Raw genomic sequence first — 15,318 nt, 5'->3', positions numbered from 1 at the left:
GGGAACCCCCAAAACAAAGAGCCCCGACAAATGGCCGGGGCTCTTTGCATTTTGAGAGGGGTCGTCAAGGCAGCCAGGCCAGACCTTGCCGCCTGCCGGAAGACCCCGGAAACGAAAAACCCCGGCCAGTGCCGGGGTTTTTCTTTGTCAGGCGTCGATCAGGCCTTAGAGGACCTGGAGATCGCCCAACCCATCCAGGTAGCGCTCGGCGTCCAGCGCCGCCATGCAGCCGGCACCGGCCGAGGTGATGGCCTGGCGGTAGGTGTGGTCGGCCACGTCGCCGGCGGCGAACACGCCCGGCACGTTGGTGGCGGTGGCATTGGCCTCGCGACCGCCCTTCACCACCAGATAGCCGTCGTGGGTCTCCAGCTGGCCTTCGAACAACCCGGTGTTGGGGGTATGGCCGATGGCGACGAACAGACCGGCCACCTGCAGCTCTTCGCTGCTGCCATCGTTGTTCTTGATGCGCACGCCGGTGACGCCCATGTTGTCACCCAGCACCTCGTCGACGCTGGCGTTGAGCTTGAGCGCCATCTTGCCCTCGGCGACCCGGGCGCGCAGCTTGTCCTGCAGGATCTTCTCGGCGCGGAAGGTCTCGCGGCGGTGGATCAGGGTGACCTTGCTGGCGATGTTGGCCAGGTAGAGGGCCTCCTCGACCGCGGTGTTGCCGCCGCCGACCACCGCCACCTCGCGGTTGCGATAGAAGAAGCCGTCGCAGGTGGCGCAGGCGGACACGCCCTTGCCCATGAAGGCCTCCTCGCTGGCCAGGCCCAGGTAGCGGGCGCTGGCACCGGTGGCGATGATCAGGGCGTCGCAGGTGTAGGTGGCGCTGTCACCCTTGAGGGTGTAGGGCTTGCCGCCAAAGTCCACGGCGTTGATGTGATCGAAGATGATCTCGGTCTCGAAGCGCTCGGCGTGCTCGCGCATCCGCTCCATCAGCGCCGGACCGGTCAGGTCGTGGGGATCACCCGGCCAGTTGTCGACTTCGGTGGTGGTGGTCAGCTGGCCGCCCATCTGCATGCCGGTGATCAAGAGCGGCTTGAGGTTGGCACGGGCGGCATAGACCGCGGCCGTGTAACCGGCCGGACCGGAACCGAGGATGATGAGACGCGAATGGCGCGAGTTGCTGACTTCAGACATGACATTCTCCCTGCCGGGGTCTCCGGCAGACCTAAGAGTAGAGTGGCCGGCGCGCCCTGGGGGCATGCCGGCCGGTGTGCGTGCGGAGCCGTTCCGCAAGCGCCGGTCGCTCCTGGCGACGGCGCGACCGGCGCCGAAAGGCGGACACCGGGTCCAGGGATGGGGCTCAGCCTAACGGGTGCCGCCCCTCCACAGAAGCGACCATTCTAAATCCAGACCATAGGGCGCGCCTATGTCGACCGCTTCGGCCAGGGAGCCCTGAGGTAAGCTGTGCCTTCCCACCACCTGTCAGGAATCTTCATGGCTGTCGCTCCGCTGTCCGGCTCCGCCTACTTCGCCGAAGGGCTGCGCCTGGTGACCCGCCCCGGCATGCGCCGCTTCGTGGTCATCCCGCTGACCATCAACCTGCTGCTCTACGCCGCCATTCTCACCTTTGCCGTGCGCGGCTTCGAGGGTTGGCTGGAGCAGCTGATGCCGAGCCTGCCGGCCTGGGCGAGCTTCGTCGAATGGCTGCTCTGGCCGCTGTTCGTGCTCCTGCTGCTGGCGATCATCTTCTTTACCTTCACGATGCTGGCCAACCTGGTGGCGGCGCCCTTCAACGGCTTTCTGGCGGAAAAGGTCGAGGTCATGGTGCGCGGCCAGGACGGCTTCCCGCCGTTCAACCTCACCGAACTGGTCACCATGGTGCCACGCACCCTGCAGCGCGAACTGCGCAAGCTGGGCTACTACCTGCCGCGCGCCCTGGGCCTGCTGGTGCTGACCTTCATCCCCGGCCTCAACCTGATCGCCGCGCCGCTGTGGATCCTGTTCGGCGTCTGGATGATGGCGGTGCAGTACATCGACTTTCCCGCCGACAACCACAAGCTGGACTTCCGTGCCATGCTCGCCTGGCTGCGCACCCGCCGCCTGCGCTGCCTGGGCTTTGGCGGGGTGACCTACCTGGCGCTGCTGGTCCCTGGCCTGAACGCCCTGTTCATGCCCGCCGCGGTGGCTGGGGCGACGCTGTTCTGGGTGCGTGAAGGGGGCGACAAGGCCCTGGTGGTGCGTCCCCAAGGCAGCCTGGCCCGGTAGGGTGGAAAACCGCGCAGCGTTTTCCACGCGGCCATCGTGCCTCCGTGGATGAGGCTGCGCCGTCATCCACCCTAGGCCACATCATCCAACCAGCCCCCTCTCCCCCTGGGAGAGGGTTGGGGTGAGGGCCACCCCGCACGGACGCCACAAACGACAACGCCCGCGCCGGCAAGGCCGGACACGGGCGTCGCAGGAGCCTGAGGCCAGGCTTAGTGGTGGTGACCACCTTCGCCATGGATGTGGCCGTGGGCGATTTCTTCGTCGCTGGCCGCACGCACGTTGACCACCTTGACGTCGAAGTTCAGACGCTGGCCAGCCAGGGGGTGGTTGCCGTCGACGGTGACCTGGTCGCCGTCGATGTCACGCACGGTGACGATCTGCATGGCGCCGTCCGGGCCGGAGGCGTGGAACTGCATGCCCACTTCCAGCTCGTCCACGCCTTCGAACATTTCCTTGCCCAGGGTGGCAACCAGTTCGGGGGTGTATTCGCCGTAGGCGTCTTCCGGCTCGATGGCCACCTTCAGCTCGTCGCCGGCCTGCTTGCCGGAAAGGGCGCGCTCGAGGCCGGGAATGATGTTGCCCGCGCCTTGCAGGTACACCAGCGGAGCACCACCAGCGGAGCTGTCGATGACTTCGCCGGCGTCGTTGGTCAGGGTGTAGTCGATGGATACTGCCGTGTTCGCCGCGATCTGCATGGCCAGAACCTTCATGCTGGGAAAAAATAGGATTGACGCATCAGTCTACGCGTCCAACCTAGCAATTGCGAATGCGTTCGGTCAGTCCCCTGGCGCCCGGAGGCATCTGGAGGGCGCCCCTGCAACGGTGCCCGACCGCTCGTCACGAGATCGCCACGGCCGCTTCACGGGGCTGTCATCCCGGCTACCTAGGGTTTGCTGCATACCCACTGCCGGAGCCCTGCCATGCCGATTCCAGTGTCCGCACCGCCCGCGCTGCGCGCCGAACGCCTGTCGACCGCCGCGGATATCCGCGCCGCCCAGCGCCTGCGGGCCAACGTCTTCGGCAGCACCTACGGCGTGCATTTCGCCGACAACCTCGACCAGGACGCCTACGACGCCCACTGCCTGCACCTGGGGGTGCGCGACCTGCGCAGCGGCGAGCTGATCGCCACCACGCGACTGCTCGACGGACGCCGCCGCGAGCGCCTGGGCAGTCTCTACAGCGAAAGCGAATTCCAGCTGGAAGGCCTGGACGGCCTGCAGGGTCCGCTGCTGGAAATCGGCCGCACCTGCGTGGCGCCCGGGCATCGCACCGGCGCCGCCATCGCCCTTCTGTGGGCGGAACTGGCCGAAATCATGGCCTGTGGCGACTATCGCTACCTCATGGGCTGCGCCAGCGTGCCCATGGCCGATGGCGGCCTGCAGGCCGCCGCCCTGCTGCGCCAGGCCGCGCGGGACGAACGCATCCCGGCGATCCGCGCCACGCCGCGGCGCCCGCTGCCCTTCGTCGCCGTGCCGGACAACCTGGTGGTGCAGCTGCCGCCCCTGCTCAAGGCCTATCTGCGCCTGGGCGCCCAGGTCTGCGGCGCGCCCTGCTGGGATCCGGAATTCGGCGTGGCCGACGTCTTCATCCTGCTCAAGCGCGAAGACCTCTGCCCACGCTATGCCCGCCACTTCAAGGCCGCGGTATGAGGCGACTGCACCTCGCCCTGCGGTTGCTGCCGGTGCTGGCCGCGCTGCTGCTCGGGGCGCTGTTCGCCCTGACGGTGGCGCTGGCGGTAACGCTCGGTCGGCGGCCCTGCCTGGGGCTGCGGCAACGGCTGACGCGGCGCTTCTTCCAGCTGCTGGCCCGGGCGCTGCGCTTGCGCCTGGAGGTCCGGGGCGAGGTGCCGCACGGCACCCACCTGTGGCTGGCCAATCATGTGTCCTGGCTGGACATCGTCGCCCTCGGCAGCCTGCGGCCGCTGGGCTTCTTGTCCAAGGCGGAGGTGGCGGACTGGCCCTTCGCCGGCTGGCTGACGCGCCAGGCCGGCACCCTGTTCATCCGCCGCGGTGCCGAACGCGGCGACGCCCTGGGCGAAGCCTTGACCACGCGCCTGACCCAGGGCCTGTCGCTGGCGCTCTTTCCCGAGGGCACCACCACCGACGGCAGCGTGCTGCGGACCTTTCATGGCCGGCTGCTGAGTCCGGCCATCGCCACCGGCACCCCGCTGCAACCCGTGGCCCTGAGCTACTGGCGCCACGGCGAGCCTGACCGGGCCGCGGCCTTCATCGGCGACGACGACCTGGTGAGTCATCTGCTGCGCCTGCTGGAGAATGGCGGGACCACCCTGAGGATCGAGTTGCTGCCCGCGGTGCTGCCCCAAGGCCAGGCGCGCCAGGTACTGGCGGGTCGCTGCCAGGCGGCCATCGCCGGCCGCCTCGGGATTCAGCTGGAAACCCGCGCCGCCCGCTCGGCGGCGGCGAAGGCCTGCAACTGCGGATAGAAGTCGCGAAAGTCTGCCAGCAGGCCGTCGTAGGCGGCGTCCAGTTCGGCGAAGGCCCCGGCCAGCAGCTCCGGGCGTGACAGCCGCCGCGCCATGCCTTCCACCACCCGCTCCAGCACGGCGAAGTCTTGGTAGCTGCCCAGCCAGTCCTGACGCGCCATCAGGGGCGCAATGCGGGCCAGCCGCGGCGGCAGCTCCGGCTCCTCCAGCAGGGTCTGGTAGCAGTCCGCGACGAAATCCGGCAGCGGCTGCTCGGCATAGTCGTGCCAGAGGCGCGCCAGGCAGTGATCGAAGAAGACATCCACCAGCAGTCCGGCCACCCGCCGCCGCGCCGCGGGCAACCGGGTCTTGGCCCGGATCACCAGGGGATGGTCGTCGGTATAGACGTCGATGCGCCGGTGCAGCCGGATGCCGGCGGCAATCCCGGCCGGCCAGAGGTCCGCCGAGCCCTTGACGAAATCGCCGTAGAGACTGCCGAGGCGATCTTCGCGGCCGGGGCCGCCCAGGTGCAGGTGCGCGAGATAATTCATCCCCTCAGCATACTCCAGCCGCGCCCGGGCGGTTTTCCTGGACGACCCGCGGCTGCTAGGCTCGGACCTCCCTTCCCTGTCCGCTGGAGTCGTCATGCCCGTTCGCGCCGTGTTCCTCGACTATGCCTCTCTCGACCTGGGCGATCTGGACCCGGCGCCCTTGCGCGCGGTGTTCGACGAACTGGAACTCCATCCGGCGAGCGCCCCGGAGGAGGTCGCGGCGCGCCTGGCCGGCGCCCAGGTCGCCCTCGTCAACAAGGTGGTGCTGGACGTCGCCATCCTGGCCGCCTGCCCCGAGTTGAAGCTGATCCTGGTGAGCGCCACCGGCACCAACAACATCGACCTGGAGGCCGCGCGCGCCCAGGGCGTGCGCGTCTGCAACTGCCAGGGCTACGGCACCGCCTCGGTCGCCCAGCACACCCTGGCGCTGCTGCTGGCCCTGGCCACCCGGTTGCCGGACTACCAGGCGGACATCCGCGCCGGGCGCTGGCAGAGCGCCAGCCAGTTCTGCCTGCTCGATCACCCCATCGTCGAGCTGGAGGGCAAGACCCTGGGCCTGCTCGGCCTCGGCGAACTGGGCAGCGCGGTCAAGCGGCTGGCCGAAGCCTTCGGCATGCAGACCCTGGTGGGCCAGTTGCCCGGTCGGCCCGCCCGCCCGGGCAGCCTGCCGCTGGCCGAGCTGCTGCCCCAGGTGGATGCCCTGACGATGCACTGCCCGCTGACCGAGCAGACCCGCGGCCTGATCGGTACGGCGGAACTGGCGGCGATGAAACCCACGGCCTTCCTGGTCAACACCGCCCGCGGCGGCATCGTCGACGAACAGGCCCTGGCCGACTGCCTGAGACGCGGCCACCTGGCCGGCGCCGCCACCGACGTGCTCAGCGTCGAGCCGCCGCGCGACGGCAATCCGCTGCTGGCCGGCGACATTCCACGACTGATCGTCACCCCGCACAACGCCTGGGGCAGTCGCGAGGCGCGCCAGCGGATCATTGGCCAGCTCGCCGCCAATGCCGAGGGTCATTTCGCCGGCACGCCGCAGCGGGTGGTCTGCTAAAGTTCGCGCTTTTTTCGCCAGGTAGCCCCATGGATCCGCGCAGCGAAGTCCTCCTCCGTCACCCCGAGCGCTTTGGCGGCGCCTTGCTGCTGGCCGGCTTGCCGGCCGATGAGCTGCTGGGCGCCCTGCCCGCGGCCAGCGGCTGGAGTTGGCATGCGGGCGAGGCCGAACAACTGATGCGGCGCTATCCGGGTCGCGTCAGCCTGGGGATCGAGCCCCCGGCGGGCGACTTCACCGCTGCCGTGCTGTTCCTGCCCAAGTCCCGCGAGGCCACCGACTTCCTGCTCACCGCCCTGAGCCAGCGCCTGCCGGCCGCGGGTAGTCTGTTTCTGGTCGGGGAAAAGAAGGCCGGGATCGAACGCGCGGCGCGCCAGCTGGGCGTCCTGGGCCAGGCCAGCAAGCTCGACAGCGCCCGCCATTGCCAACTGTGGGTGGTGCAGGACCCTAGCACCTCGGCCGATCCGCAGCCGGACGCCTGGCTGCACCGCCATCGGCTGGAACGGGCGGGGATGAGTCTGGAGATTCTCAGCCTGCCGGGTGTGTTCAGCCATGGCCGGCTGGACGTGGGCACGGCGCTGCTGCTGGAACACCTCGACGGCCTGCCCGAGGGGGCGGTACTGGACTTCGGTTGTGGCGCCGGCGTGGTCGGCGCCGCCCTGGCCCGCCGCTATCCCGCCAGCACCCTGCACCTGCTCGACGTGGACGCCTTCGCCGTGGCCAGCAGTCGCCAGACCCTGGCGGCCAATGGCCTGGCCGGAACCGTGATCGCCGGTGACGGCATCGCCGCGGCGCCCAGCGGTCTTGCCGCCATCGTCAGCAATCCGCCCTTCCACAGCGGCGTGAAGACCGACTACCGCACCACCGAGACCCTGCTGGCCGAGGCGGTGCGCCATCTGCGCCCCGGCGGCGAATTGCGCCTGGTGGCCAACAGCTTCCTGCGCTATCCGCCGCTGATCGAGGCCGCCTTCGGCAATTGCCGCTCCCTGGCCGAGCGCGAAGGCTTCAAGGTCTACAGCGCCCGGCGGCGGTAGCGACGCTGAGCCCTGCCGGGCTTCGCTGCACTCAATCCAGCCTACGGCGCCTACCCGCCCCCTCTCCCCCTGGGAGAGGGCTGGGGTGAGGGAAACCCTCTCACCCAACCCAAACCCTCAACCCTTCTTCGCCGCCTCGTACAGCGGCATCACCTTGGGAATCGCCGCCTGCAGCGCCTTGGTGCGGTTGGCGTCGGAGGGGTGGGTGCTGAGGAATTCCGCCGGCTGCTTGCCCTGGCTGGCCTGGGCCATCTTCTGCCAGAGGGTGATGGCGGCATTGGGGTTGTAGCCGGCGCGCGCCGAGAGCTCCAGGCCGATCAGGTCGGCTTCGTTCTCGTTGCCGCGGCTGAATGGCAGGGTCAGGGCCACCTGGGACACCTGGTCGGCCAGCTGCATGCCGCCCTGGCCGACGCCCAGCAGGGCGCCGCCGAGGTTCTCGCCCATCTGGATGGCATAGGCCCGCGACATCTGCTCGCGGCTGTGCTCGCGCAGGGCGTGGGCGATCTCGTGGCCCATCACCGCCGCCAGTTCGTCGTCGGTCAGCTTGAGCTGATCGATGAGGCCGCTGTAGACGAAGATCTTGCCGCCGGGGCCGCAGTTGGCGTTGAGTTCGTCGCTCTGCACCAGGTTGACCTGCCAATCCCAGTTCACCGCGTCCGGACGGAAGGCCGCGGTCTGCGGGATCAGCCGCTTGGCGATGGCGGCCACGCGCTTGCCGTCGGCCGTGTCGTTGGCCAGCTTGCCGGCGGACTTGGCCTCGCTGACCGTCTTGGCATAGGACTGGGCGTACATCTGGTTGACCTGCTGCTCGGACAGCATGCTGAACATGTACTGCTTGCGCTGCACCCCGACCGCACCACCCGAGGTGGTATTGACGGTCTGGCAGGCGACCAGCAGCAGGCTCAGGGACAGGCCTGCGAGGGGAAGGATACGGCGCATGGGAATCTCCAGGTATCGAGGCGGATACAGTCTAGAGAGGGGCGTCAGACCCGGCAACGTCCGGTAATGCCCGGCAACGCTCTCCTGCCAGCCGACCGGAGGCCTCAATGGACAGACATCTGCGCCGATAGCTCCCGGTATCGAACGCCCCGGAGTCCCCCATGAATTCCCGCTCCATCCGCACCTCCATCACCCTGCTGGCCGGCGCCTGCATCCTGGCGGTGGTCGCTGCCCTGATCGCCTACACCCTGTTCGCCGGTCAGCGCACCCGCGCCCTGGTCGACAGCCATACCGAGGCCCTGGCCGCCACGGCCGCCGAAGCCCGGCTCACGGCCGAGGCCGAGGCCGTGGGCAACCAGCTGCAACGCCAGCTGGACGTCCCCCTGCAACTGGCCAGTCAGCTGGCGCAACTCAACGTGGCCATGGCCAGTCCGGGCGACCAGCAGGTCGAGCTGGATCGCCAGAGTCTGGTCCGCCTGCTGGGCCGGAGTCTGCAGCGCCAGTCCGGCCTGCTCAGTCTCTATACCGTCTGGGAGCCCAATGCCATCGACGGCCAGGACGACCGCCATCGCGGTGATGCCGCGGCCGGCTACGACGAGCAGGGGCGCTTCACCCCCTGGTGGCACAAGACCCTCGACGGCGATGTGACGGTGGAACCGATCGGCCCGACCCTGGAAAGCCAGACCCGCCTGCCCTCGGGCGTGCGCGAAGGCGAGTACTACCTGTGCCCGCGGGAAAATCGGACGACCTGCGTGCTCGATCCCATGCCCGACACGGTCAACGAGCAGCAGGTGCTGATCGCCTCCTTCAACGTGCCGATCCTGGTCGGCGGCGCCTTCAAGGGCGTGGTCGGTGCCGACGTGCCGCTGGACTTCATCCAGCGCCAGCTGGTCAAGGCCAATGGCCGCCTCTATGGCGGCGTGGGCCGCATGGCCCTGGTGGCCGGGCGCGGCACCCTGGTCGCCTACACCGCCGATGCCAGCCAGCTGGGCAAACCGGCCGAACCGGTGCTGGGCGCGACCCTGACCGGCCTCAAGGACCTCGGCGAAGGCGTCACCCGTCGCTTCGACGCCCAGAGCGAGCGCTATCAGGTCTATCTGCCGCTGCGCTTCGCCGGCGACAACCGCCAGGTCTGGACGCTGATCATCGAACTCCCCCGCGAAGCCGTGCTGGCCGACCTCTACAGCCTCAAGGACACCCTGGGTAGCCAACGCCACCAGGACGTGATCGGCATGCTGCTGGTGGGCCTGGCGGTCGCCGGCGCCGGTCTGCTGGTACTCTGGCTGATCAGCCTGCGCATCGCCCGGCCGCTGAGGCAGATGGTGACCATGCTCGACGCCATCGGCCAGGGCGACGGTGACCTCACCCAGCGCCTCGCCACCGAGCGCCGCGACGAGGTCGGTGCCATGGCCGGCGGCTTCAATCGCTTCCTGGCCTCGCTGCAGGGCCTCATCGGCCAGCTGATCCGCTCCGTGGGCGAGGTGGCCTCGGCCGCCGAGCACACCTCCCATATCGCCCAGCGCACCCGCGACGGCGTGCAGCGCCAGTTGCAGGAGATCGACCAGCTGGCCACCGCCATGCAGGAGATGACCGCCACCGCCCAGGACGTGGCCGGCAATGCCGGTCGCGCGGCGCGGGCCGCCACCGAGGCGGACGGCGCGGTCAACGAAGGCCAGCGGCTGGTGCAGCAGAACGTCGCCAGCAGCGCCACCCTCGCCCGGGAGATCGAGCGCGCGGTGGAGCAGGTCCGCCGGGTCGCCGAGGACAGCGAGAACATCGGCTCCATCCTCACCACCATCAACGGCATCGCCGAGCAGACCAATCTGCTGGCACTCAACGCCGCCATCGAGGCGGCGCGGGCCGGCGAGCAGGGCCGCGGCTTCGCCGTGGTGGCCGACGAGGTGCGCAACCTGGCGCAAAAGACCCAGGTCGCCACCGGCGAGATCCAGGAGATGATCCAGCGCCTGCAGCAGGGCACCCGCGAGGCGGTGACGGTGATGCAGGCCAGCGGCGCCCAGACCAGCACCCAGGTCGCCCAGACCGAGGCCACCCGCCAGGCCCTGGACACCATCCTGGCGGCGGTGGGCGAGATCACCAGCATGAATCTGCAGATCGCCAGCGCCGCGGAAGAACAGAGCGCGGTGGCCGAGGACATCAATCGCAACGTGGTCAATATCGGCCAGAGCGCCCAGGCGGTCCACGGCGAAGCCGACAGCGCCTCCCGCGCCGGCCAGCAACTGCGCGAACTGGCCGAACAGCAACGCCAACTGGCGGGACGGTTCCGGGTCTAGCCCCCTCCCCTCAAGTGCCAAGCCACCCCCTCTCCCTCCTGGGAGAGGCAGGGGTGAGGGCCGCGTCTACAGCGGGGTCAGACACTCCGGCCCGTCCACCTCGGGTCGGTTGACGATATCGGCCAGCACCCGCTCGCGCAGCGGCATGCCGCCCGTGGCCAACAGCGCCTGCAGGGCTTCAGGCGGGCTGTCCGGATCCTGCCAGAGGGCACGCCCCGCTTCATCCAGCAGGATCGGCCGCCGCAGCGGGCCGGCGGCCTGGGTGACCATGGCCACCGACAGCCAGAGCTGGTCCCCGGCCGGATAGGCCTCCCAGAGCGCGGCGAACCAGGCCAGGGGTTCGCCATTGAGCATCCAGTAGGGCCGCTTGCGATGATTGCCGCGCCATTCGTAGAAGCCGTTGGCGGGCAGCAGGCAACGCCGCAGGCGAAAGGGCTCGCGAAACATCGGCTGGGTGGCCAGGCTTTCGGCGCGGGCGTGGGTGGGGGTGCGGGAAAGATCGGTGAGCCAGGGCGGAGTCAGTCCCCAGCGACCGCTGTCGACCCGCTCGCCCTCGGCGGTCCGCCGCTGCAGCAGCACCTGCTGATGGGGGGAGATGTTCCAGCGCGGCGCATGCTTTTCGGGGAATCCCGCCAGGGCGGCGAATTCGGCGGGCCAGCGGAACAGGGCGTAGCGTCCGGACATGAAAACCTTTTTAGGTTCTTTACGAAAAGTCGCCGAGCGAAGGTCAGGCGAGGCGAAAAATGCTGAGGAAGCGGAGTTTACAAGTGGTAAATGAGCATTCCGAAGCGTTTTTCAACGAAGCATCACCGATGCGTAGGCACTTTTCGTCTAGAACCTAGCAGACGAGGATGCCCTGCTCGGGGGACGGATCCTCTCCCGGCAGGGGCGTGGCGGCATTGTACGCGGCGATCAGCGCCTGCGCGCGGAGGGCCTCCTCATCCTCGACCAGCAGGCCGAGCAGCCCTGCCGCCGGCAGGTCGCCGATGCCCCCGAGCAGATGGCGCCCGGCGAGAAAGCCGCTGATGCCTTCGCTGGCCAGCACCGCCAGGAGCAATTCACCCTCGTGCAGCGAACCCGGCTCGTAGATGCGCCGCATCAGTCGTCCTCCCGACGAACCTCGAGATTCCAGTCCTCGCCATCGGTGTGCAGGCCGAAGCGGATCGGCCGGCAGCAGACTTCGCAGTCTTCGTAGTAGTCCTGATCACCGCCGCTGAGGTCGAGCACCACCTCGCCCGGTTCGCCGCAATAAGGGCAATCGTATTCCTGGCTTTCCAGCATCTGCCTGCACTCCTCGACCGCCAACCTGCCGCCCATCCGGCCCCTGGCGCTTGCATCTGGCGCCACGCCCACTACTATGGCCGCCGGAATTTCTACAAGAGAACACCATGGGCGAGTTCGAAGCCATTCGACCCTATAACGACGCGGAAGTCCCCGGGGTTCTGGCCCGCCTGATCGACGACGACCACTTCATCGCCATCCTCGCCGGCTACCGTTTCCCGCGCCTGTCCAAAGGCCTCGGCTGGGTGGTGCGGCCCCTGTTGCGCACCCGCCTGCGCCAGGAACTGGGCGGCATCCAGAGCGTCGCCGCGCTGCAGGACAAGCTCGAACCCTATGTGGATCGCGCCATCGAAAAGGCCTCGGACGGCGTCACCTACTCCGGTATCGACCAGCTGCGCAGTGGCCGGGCCTATCTGTTCCTGGCCAACCACCGCGACATCGTGATGGACCCAGCCTTCGTCAACTATGCCGTCTACCACGCCGGCCTGCCAACGCCGCGCATCGCCATCGGCGACAACCTCCTGCAGAAGCCCTTCGTCAGCGACCTGATGCGGCTGAACAAGAGCTTCATCGTGCACCGCTCCATCAGCGGCCGGCGCGAGAAGCTGGCGGCGTACCAGAATCTGTCCGCCTACATCAATCACTCGATCCGCCAAGACGGCCAGTCCATCTGGATCGCCCAGGCCGAGGGCCGGGCCAAGGACGGCGACGACCGTACCGATTCGGCCATCCTCAAGATGTTCCACATGAGCTGCAAGGACGCCCCCTTCGCCGAGCTGGTCAAGGCGCTGAACATCGTGCCGGTGTCGATCAGCTACGAATTCGATCCCTGCGACCAGGCCAAGGCCCGCGAACTGCACATCCGCGCCACCACCGGCGGCTATACCAAGGCACCGGGCGAGGACGACGTCAGCATCGCCCTGGGCATCACCGGCTACAAGGGCCGGGTGCACGTGGCCTTTGGCGAGCCGGTCACGGGTGAGTTCGAGGATGCCAAGGCGCTGGCCCAGGAAATGGACCGGCAGATCCTCGGCAACTACCGGCTGTTCCCGGCCAGCTACCTGGCCTATGCCGCCTGGGAGGGCCGCGATCCGGAGCTGGCCGTGCCCGCGGTGGACACCCTGTTTCCCGCCGAGGAGATCGCGGTCGCCCGCGGCGAGTGGGAAAAGCGCCTGGCCGAGTGCCCGGCGGAATACCGCGCGCAGCTGGTGCGCCAGTACGCCCAGCCGGTGCTCAACAAGTACCGCGTGCTGGCCGGCCTGGAATAGCGGTCGGCGACCCATGAAAAAGCCCGGCACTGGCCGGGCTTTTTTGTGGGCGTCGGGTTTTCAGCGACCGCTGAGCACCTGGACCACGGTCGGATCCTTGAACACCCGGGTCAGGGCATCGCTCAGCACATCGCTGACCAGCTTGGTGTTGGCCTCGGCGTTGGGCGCCATGCCGAAACGCTGGTTGAGGCTGGCGCCGTAGCGGCCGCGGTAGCCGCGCTGGCTGTTGCGCACGTCGACCTGGAAGGCCGCGGCAACGTCGGAGGCGGTGACGTACAGTTCCTTGGGCGACTGGTAGTTCAGCTCGGCCAGGGTCAGGGTCAGCTGGGGCGCGCCGGGGCCGGCATTGGGCGACGGGGTGAAGCCCATCTGGCGGACCGCCTTCTCGGCTTCGGCCTGCAGCTTGGGAATCACGTCCTGGGTCTGCACCACCACCACGCTGGTGTCGGGATAGAGACCGCCACGGGTGCCGAGGGTAAAGGAGGAACGGCCGTCGACCACCCGGACCGAGACCGGCTGGCCCTGGCCGACCGGGGCGATGGGCGCGGTGATCTGGGGTTGCGGACTCAATTGCTGGGGGCTGCTGGCGCAGCCGGCCAGGGTCAGACCAGTGGCGGCGAGCAGGCCGAGCAACAGGCGATAGCGCATGCAGAGACTCCAGAGAAAGGGACAGGGGGCAGTATACCCAGCCCCCCAGCGGCGTCGATAGACGGGCACCCCGGACAGAAGAACGCCGGCACGAGGCCGGCGTCTTGCTGGAGCAGGATCAGGGCTTGGCCGCCAGCGGCGGTCGCGTCTGGCTGCGCTCCAGCCAGCCACCGCCGAGGGCCTTGTACAGGGTGACCTCGCTGTTGAGCTGGTTGAGTCGATCGGTGATCAGCTGCTGCTGGGCGCTGTACAGCGAGCGCTGGGCGTCGAGCACCGTGAGGTAGTTGTCGATGCCCTGGCGATAGCGCAGGTTGGCAAGGTCGTAGTACTCCTGGCTGGCCTGCACCAGGTCCTGCTGGGCCTGCAACTGGTCGTCGTAGGTGCCCTTCGCCGCGAGGGCATCGGCCACTTCGCGGAAGGCGGTCTGGATCGACTTCTCGTAGGTGGCGACGTTGATGTCCTTCTGGATCCTGGCCGCATCCAGGCTGGCCTTGAGGCTGCCGGCCGTGAAGATCGGGATGTTGATGCTCGGCGAGAAGGTCCAGTAGCCGGAGCCGGCGTCGAACAGGCCATTCAGATCGCGACTGGCCGTGCCACCCTGGGCGGTCAGGCTGATGCGCGGGAAGAAGGCCGCCCGCGCCGCGCCGATGTTGGCGTTGGCGGCGCGCAGCTGCAGCTCGGACTGGAGGATGTCCGGGCGCTTCTGCAGGAGATCCGACGGCAGGTTGGCCGGCAGGTCGGCGAGCAGGTCCTTGCCGTCCAGGCCCTTGCCCTGCGGCAGGTCGGCCGGGATCGAGGTGCCCAGCAGCAAGGCCAGGGCGTTGCGATCCTGGGCCACCTGGCGGGTGTATTGCGCCAGATTCGCCCGCGCCCCTTCCAGGGCGGTGCGCGACTGGCGAAGGTCCAGGCCGCTGGCCACGCCGTTCTCCACGGTCTGACGGGTCAGGTCGTAGGAGCGCTGATAGGCGTCCAGGGTCTCGCGGGTCAGTTGCAGCATGCGCTGGTCGGTGAGCCAGGCGTAGTAGGCGTTGGCCACTTCCGAGACCAGCGAGATCTGGGTGCTGCGGCGTCCTTCGCTGGTGGCGAAGTAGTTGAGCAGCGCCTGCTCACTGAGGCTGCGCAGGCGACCGAAGAGGTCCAGCTCATAGGAGGTGAAGCCCAGGGTCACGCTGTACTGGCTGCTGATGCTGCCGCCGCCACCGCCACCCGCGCCGTTGGCGCTGTTGCCGGCGAGCAGTTCGCGGATGGCGGAGACCTGGCTCAGGTCCTCCGGCTGGCGGGTACGGGTCCCGGTGCCGCTGACACTGATGTCGGGAAACAGCTCGGCGCGCTGCACGCGGTACTGCGCCTGGTAGAGGCGCACGTTCAGCGCGGCCTGGCGCAGGTCGCGGTTGTTGTCCAGCGACAGCTGGATCAGTTGCTGCAGGGCCGGATCGCGATAGAAATCGCGCCAGCCGATGTCGGCCGCCTGCTGGTCGCGATTAACCGTCAGGGCATCGTAGGCCTGGCCATGGGGCCAGGCATTCTCCACCGGCGCGTTGGGTCGCTGGTAGTCGGGGATCAGGCTGCAGCCGGAGACGGCCAGCATGCCCACGACCACCGCCAAGACAGACTTCTTCATA

16 protein-coding genes are annotated in these 15,318 nt (G+C 68.6%); 7 read left to right on the top strand and 9 right to left on the bottom strand.

Features of this window, described 5'->3' with window-relative positions; genetic code table 11:
• Positions 1 to 165: 165 nt before the first annotated feature.
• Entirely contained in the window at positions 166 to 1,140 is a 975-nt protein-coding gene (gene trxB / locus DBY63_RS15555) for a thioredoxin-disulfide reductase (RefSeq protein ID WP_108582391.1), read from the bottom strand.
• Positions 1,141 to 1,440: 300 nt separating this feature from the next.
• Here trxB and cysZ point away from each other — a divergent pair, with 300 nt between their 5' ends.
• Complete coding sequence (gene cysZ / locus DBY63_RS15550) at positions 1,441 to 2,211, top strand: sulfate transporter CysZ (RefSeq protein ID WP_108582390.1); 771 nt, start codon at positions 1,441 to 1,443, stop codon at positions 2,209 to 2,211.
• A gap of 209 nt (positions 2,212 to 2,420) precedes the next feature.
• Here cysZ and DBY63_RS15545 read toward each other — a convergent pair whose 3' ends face one another.
• On the bottom strand, positions 2,421 to 2,906 hold the full coding sequence (locus DBY63_RS15545; protein WP_027598438.1) for a peptidylprolyl isomerase: 486 nt from the start codon (positions 2,904 to 2,906) through the stop codon (positions 2,421 to 2,423).
• Between the two features lie 225 nt (positions 2,907 to 3,131).
• On the opposite strand from DBY63_RS15545, the gene DBY63_RS15540 reads away from it, so the two are divergent.
• Positions 3,132 to 3,860 carry a GNAT family N-acyltransferase gene (locus tag DBY63_RS15540; protein ID WP_044341928.1) on the top strand — a complete coding sequence of 243 codons (729 nt, stop codon included), beginning with the start codon at positions 3,132 to 3,134 and terminating at the stop codon, positions 3,858 to 3,860.
• The gene (locus tag DBY63_RS15535; protein WP_108582389.1) at positions 3,857 to 4,654 is read left to right on the top strand and encodes a lysophospholipid acyltransferase family protein; all 798 of its coding nucleotides are present in this window, start codon (positions 3,857 to 3,859) and stop codon (positions 4,652 to 4,654) included. The genes DBY63_RS15540 and DBY63_RS15535 overlap by 4 nt, the downstream gene beginning before the upstream one ends.
• Here DBY63_RS15535 and DBY63_RS15530 read toward each other — a convergent pair.
• Positions 4,597 to 5,184, bottom strand: a complete 588-nt coding sequence (locus tag DBY63_RS15530; RefSeq protein WP_108582388.1) for an ACP phosphodiesterase — start codon at positions 5,182 to 5,184, stop codon at positions 4,597 to 4,599. The two genes, DBY63_RS15535 and DBY63_RS15530, sit on opposite strands and share 58 nt — an antisense overlap.
• A gap of 94 nt (positions 5,185 to 5,278) precedes the next feature.
• Here DBY63_RS15530 and DBY63_RS15525 point away from each other — a divergent pair, with 94 nt between their 5' ends.
• Complete coding sequence (locus DBY63_RS15525) at positions 5,279 to 6,238, top strand: 2-hydroxyacid dehydrogenase (RefSeq protein WP_108582387.1); 960 nt, start codon at positions 5,279 to 5,281, stop codon at positions 6,236 to 6,238.
• A 29-nt stretch (positions 6,239 to 6,267) separates the two neighbouring features.
• Positions 6,268 to 7,269 (top strand): class I SAM-dependent methyltransferase, encoded by a 1,002-nt coding sequence (locus tag DBY63_RS15520; protein ID WP_108582386.1) that lies wholly within the window; start codon positions 6,268 to 6,270, stop codon positions 7,267 to 7,269.
• A gap of 117 nt (positions 7,270 to 7,386) precedes the next feature.
• Here the strand turns inward: DBY63_RS15520 and DBY63_RS15515 are convergent, their stop codons facing one another.
• A complete protein-coding gene (locus DBY63_RS15515; protein WP_007162727.1) occupies positions 7,387 to 8,208 on the bottom strand; it encodes a M48 family metallopeptidase in 822 nt (273 codons plus the stop codon).
• A gap of 161 nt (positions 8,209 to 8,369) precedes the next feature.
• On the opposite strand from DBY63_RS15515, the gene DBY63_RS15510 reads away from it, so the two are divergent.
• Complete coding sequence (locus DBY63_RS15510; RefSeq protein ID WP_108582385.1) at positions 8,370 to 10,499, top strand: methyl-accepting chemotaxis protein; 2,130 nt, start codon at positions 8,370 to 8,372, stop codon at positions 10,497 to 10,499.
• A 66-nt stretch (positions 10,500 to 10,565) separates the two neighbouring features.
• On the opposite strand, the gene DBY63_RS15505 is transcribed toward DBY63_RS15510, so the two are convergent.
• The 3 genes from DBY63_RS15505 to DBY63_RS15495 all read right to left on the bottom strand — a co-directional run bounded on the left by DBY63_RS15505 (position 10,566) and on the right by DBY63_RS15495 (position 11,780).
• The gene (locus tag DBY63_RS15505) at positions 10,566 to 11,183 is read right to left on the bottom strand and encodes an SOS response-associated peptidase (RefSeq protein WP_042136699.1); all 618 of its coding nucleotides are present in this window, start codon (positions 11,181 to 11,183) and stop codon (positions 10,566 to 10,568) included.
• Between the two features lie 154 nt (positions 11,184 to 11,337).
• Positions 11,338 to 11,598, bottom strand: coding sequence for a DUF2007 domain-containing protein (locus DBY63_RS15500; RefSeq protein ID WP_007162730.1), 261 nt, complete (start codon positions 11,596 to 11,598; stop codon positions 11,338 to 11,340).
• On the bottom strand, positions 11,598 to 11,780 hold the full coding sequence (locus tag DBY63_RS15495) for a CPXCG motif-containing cysteine-rich protein (RefSeq protein ID WP_017639858.1): 183 nt from the start codon (positions 11,778 to 11,780) through the stop codon (positions 11,598 to 11,600). The genes DBY63_RS15500 and DBY63_RS15495 overlap by 1 nt, the downstream gene beginning before the upstream one ends.
• A gap of 107 nt (positions 11,781 to 11,887) precedes the next feature.
• Between DBY63_RS15495 and DBY63_RS15490 the strand changes: the two genes are divergently transcribed.
• Positions 11,888 to 13,048, top strand: a complete 1,161-nt coding sequence (locus DBY63_RS15490; RefSeq protein ID WP_108582384.1) for a 1-acyl-sn-glycerol-3-phosphate acyltransferase — start codon at positions 11,888 to 11,890, stop codon at positions 13,046 to 13,048.
• A 60-nt stretch (positions 13,049 to 13,108) separates the two neighbouring features.
• Here the strand turns inward: DBY63_RS15490 and DBY63_RS15485 are convergent, their stop codons facing one another.
• Positions 13,109 to 13,696: a YajG family lipoprotein gene (locus tag DBY63_RS15485; RefSeq protein WP_007161696.1), complete on the bottom strand. Its 588-nt coding sequence runs from the start codon at positions 13,694 to 13,696 to the stop codon at positions 13,109 to 13,111.
• 118 nt (positions 13,697 to 13,814) lie between these two features.
• A complete protein-coding gene (locus tag DBY63_RS15480; RefSeq protein ID WP_042136696.1) occupies positions 13,815 to 15,317 on the bottom strand; it encodes an efflux transporter outer membrane subunit in 1,503 nt (500 codons plus the stop codon).
• Between the last annotated feature and the right edge of the window lies 1 nt (position 15,318).

This window comes from Pseudomonas sp. RIT411, assembly GCF_003057735.2.
Classification (GTDB): domain Bacteria; phylum Pseudomonadota; class Gammaproteobacteria; order Pseudomonadales; family Pseudomonadaceae; genus Chryseomonas; species Chryseomonas oryzihabitans.
This window is presented reverse-complemented; position numbering and strand designations above follow the sequence as displayed.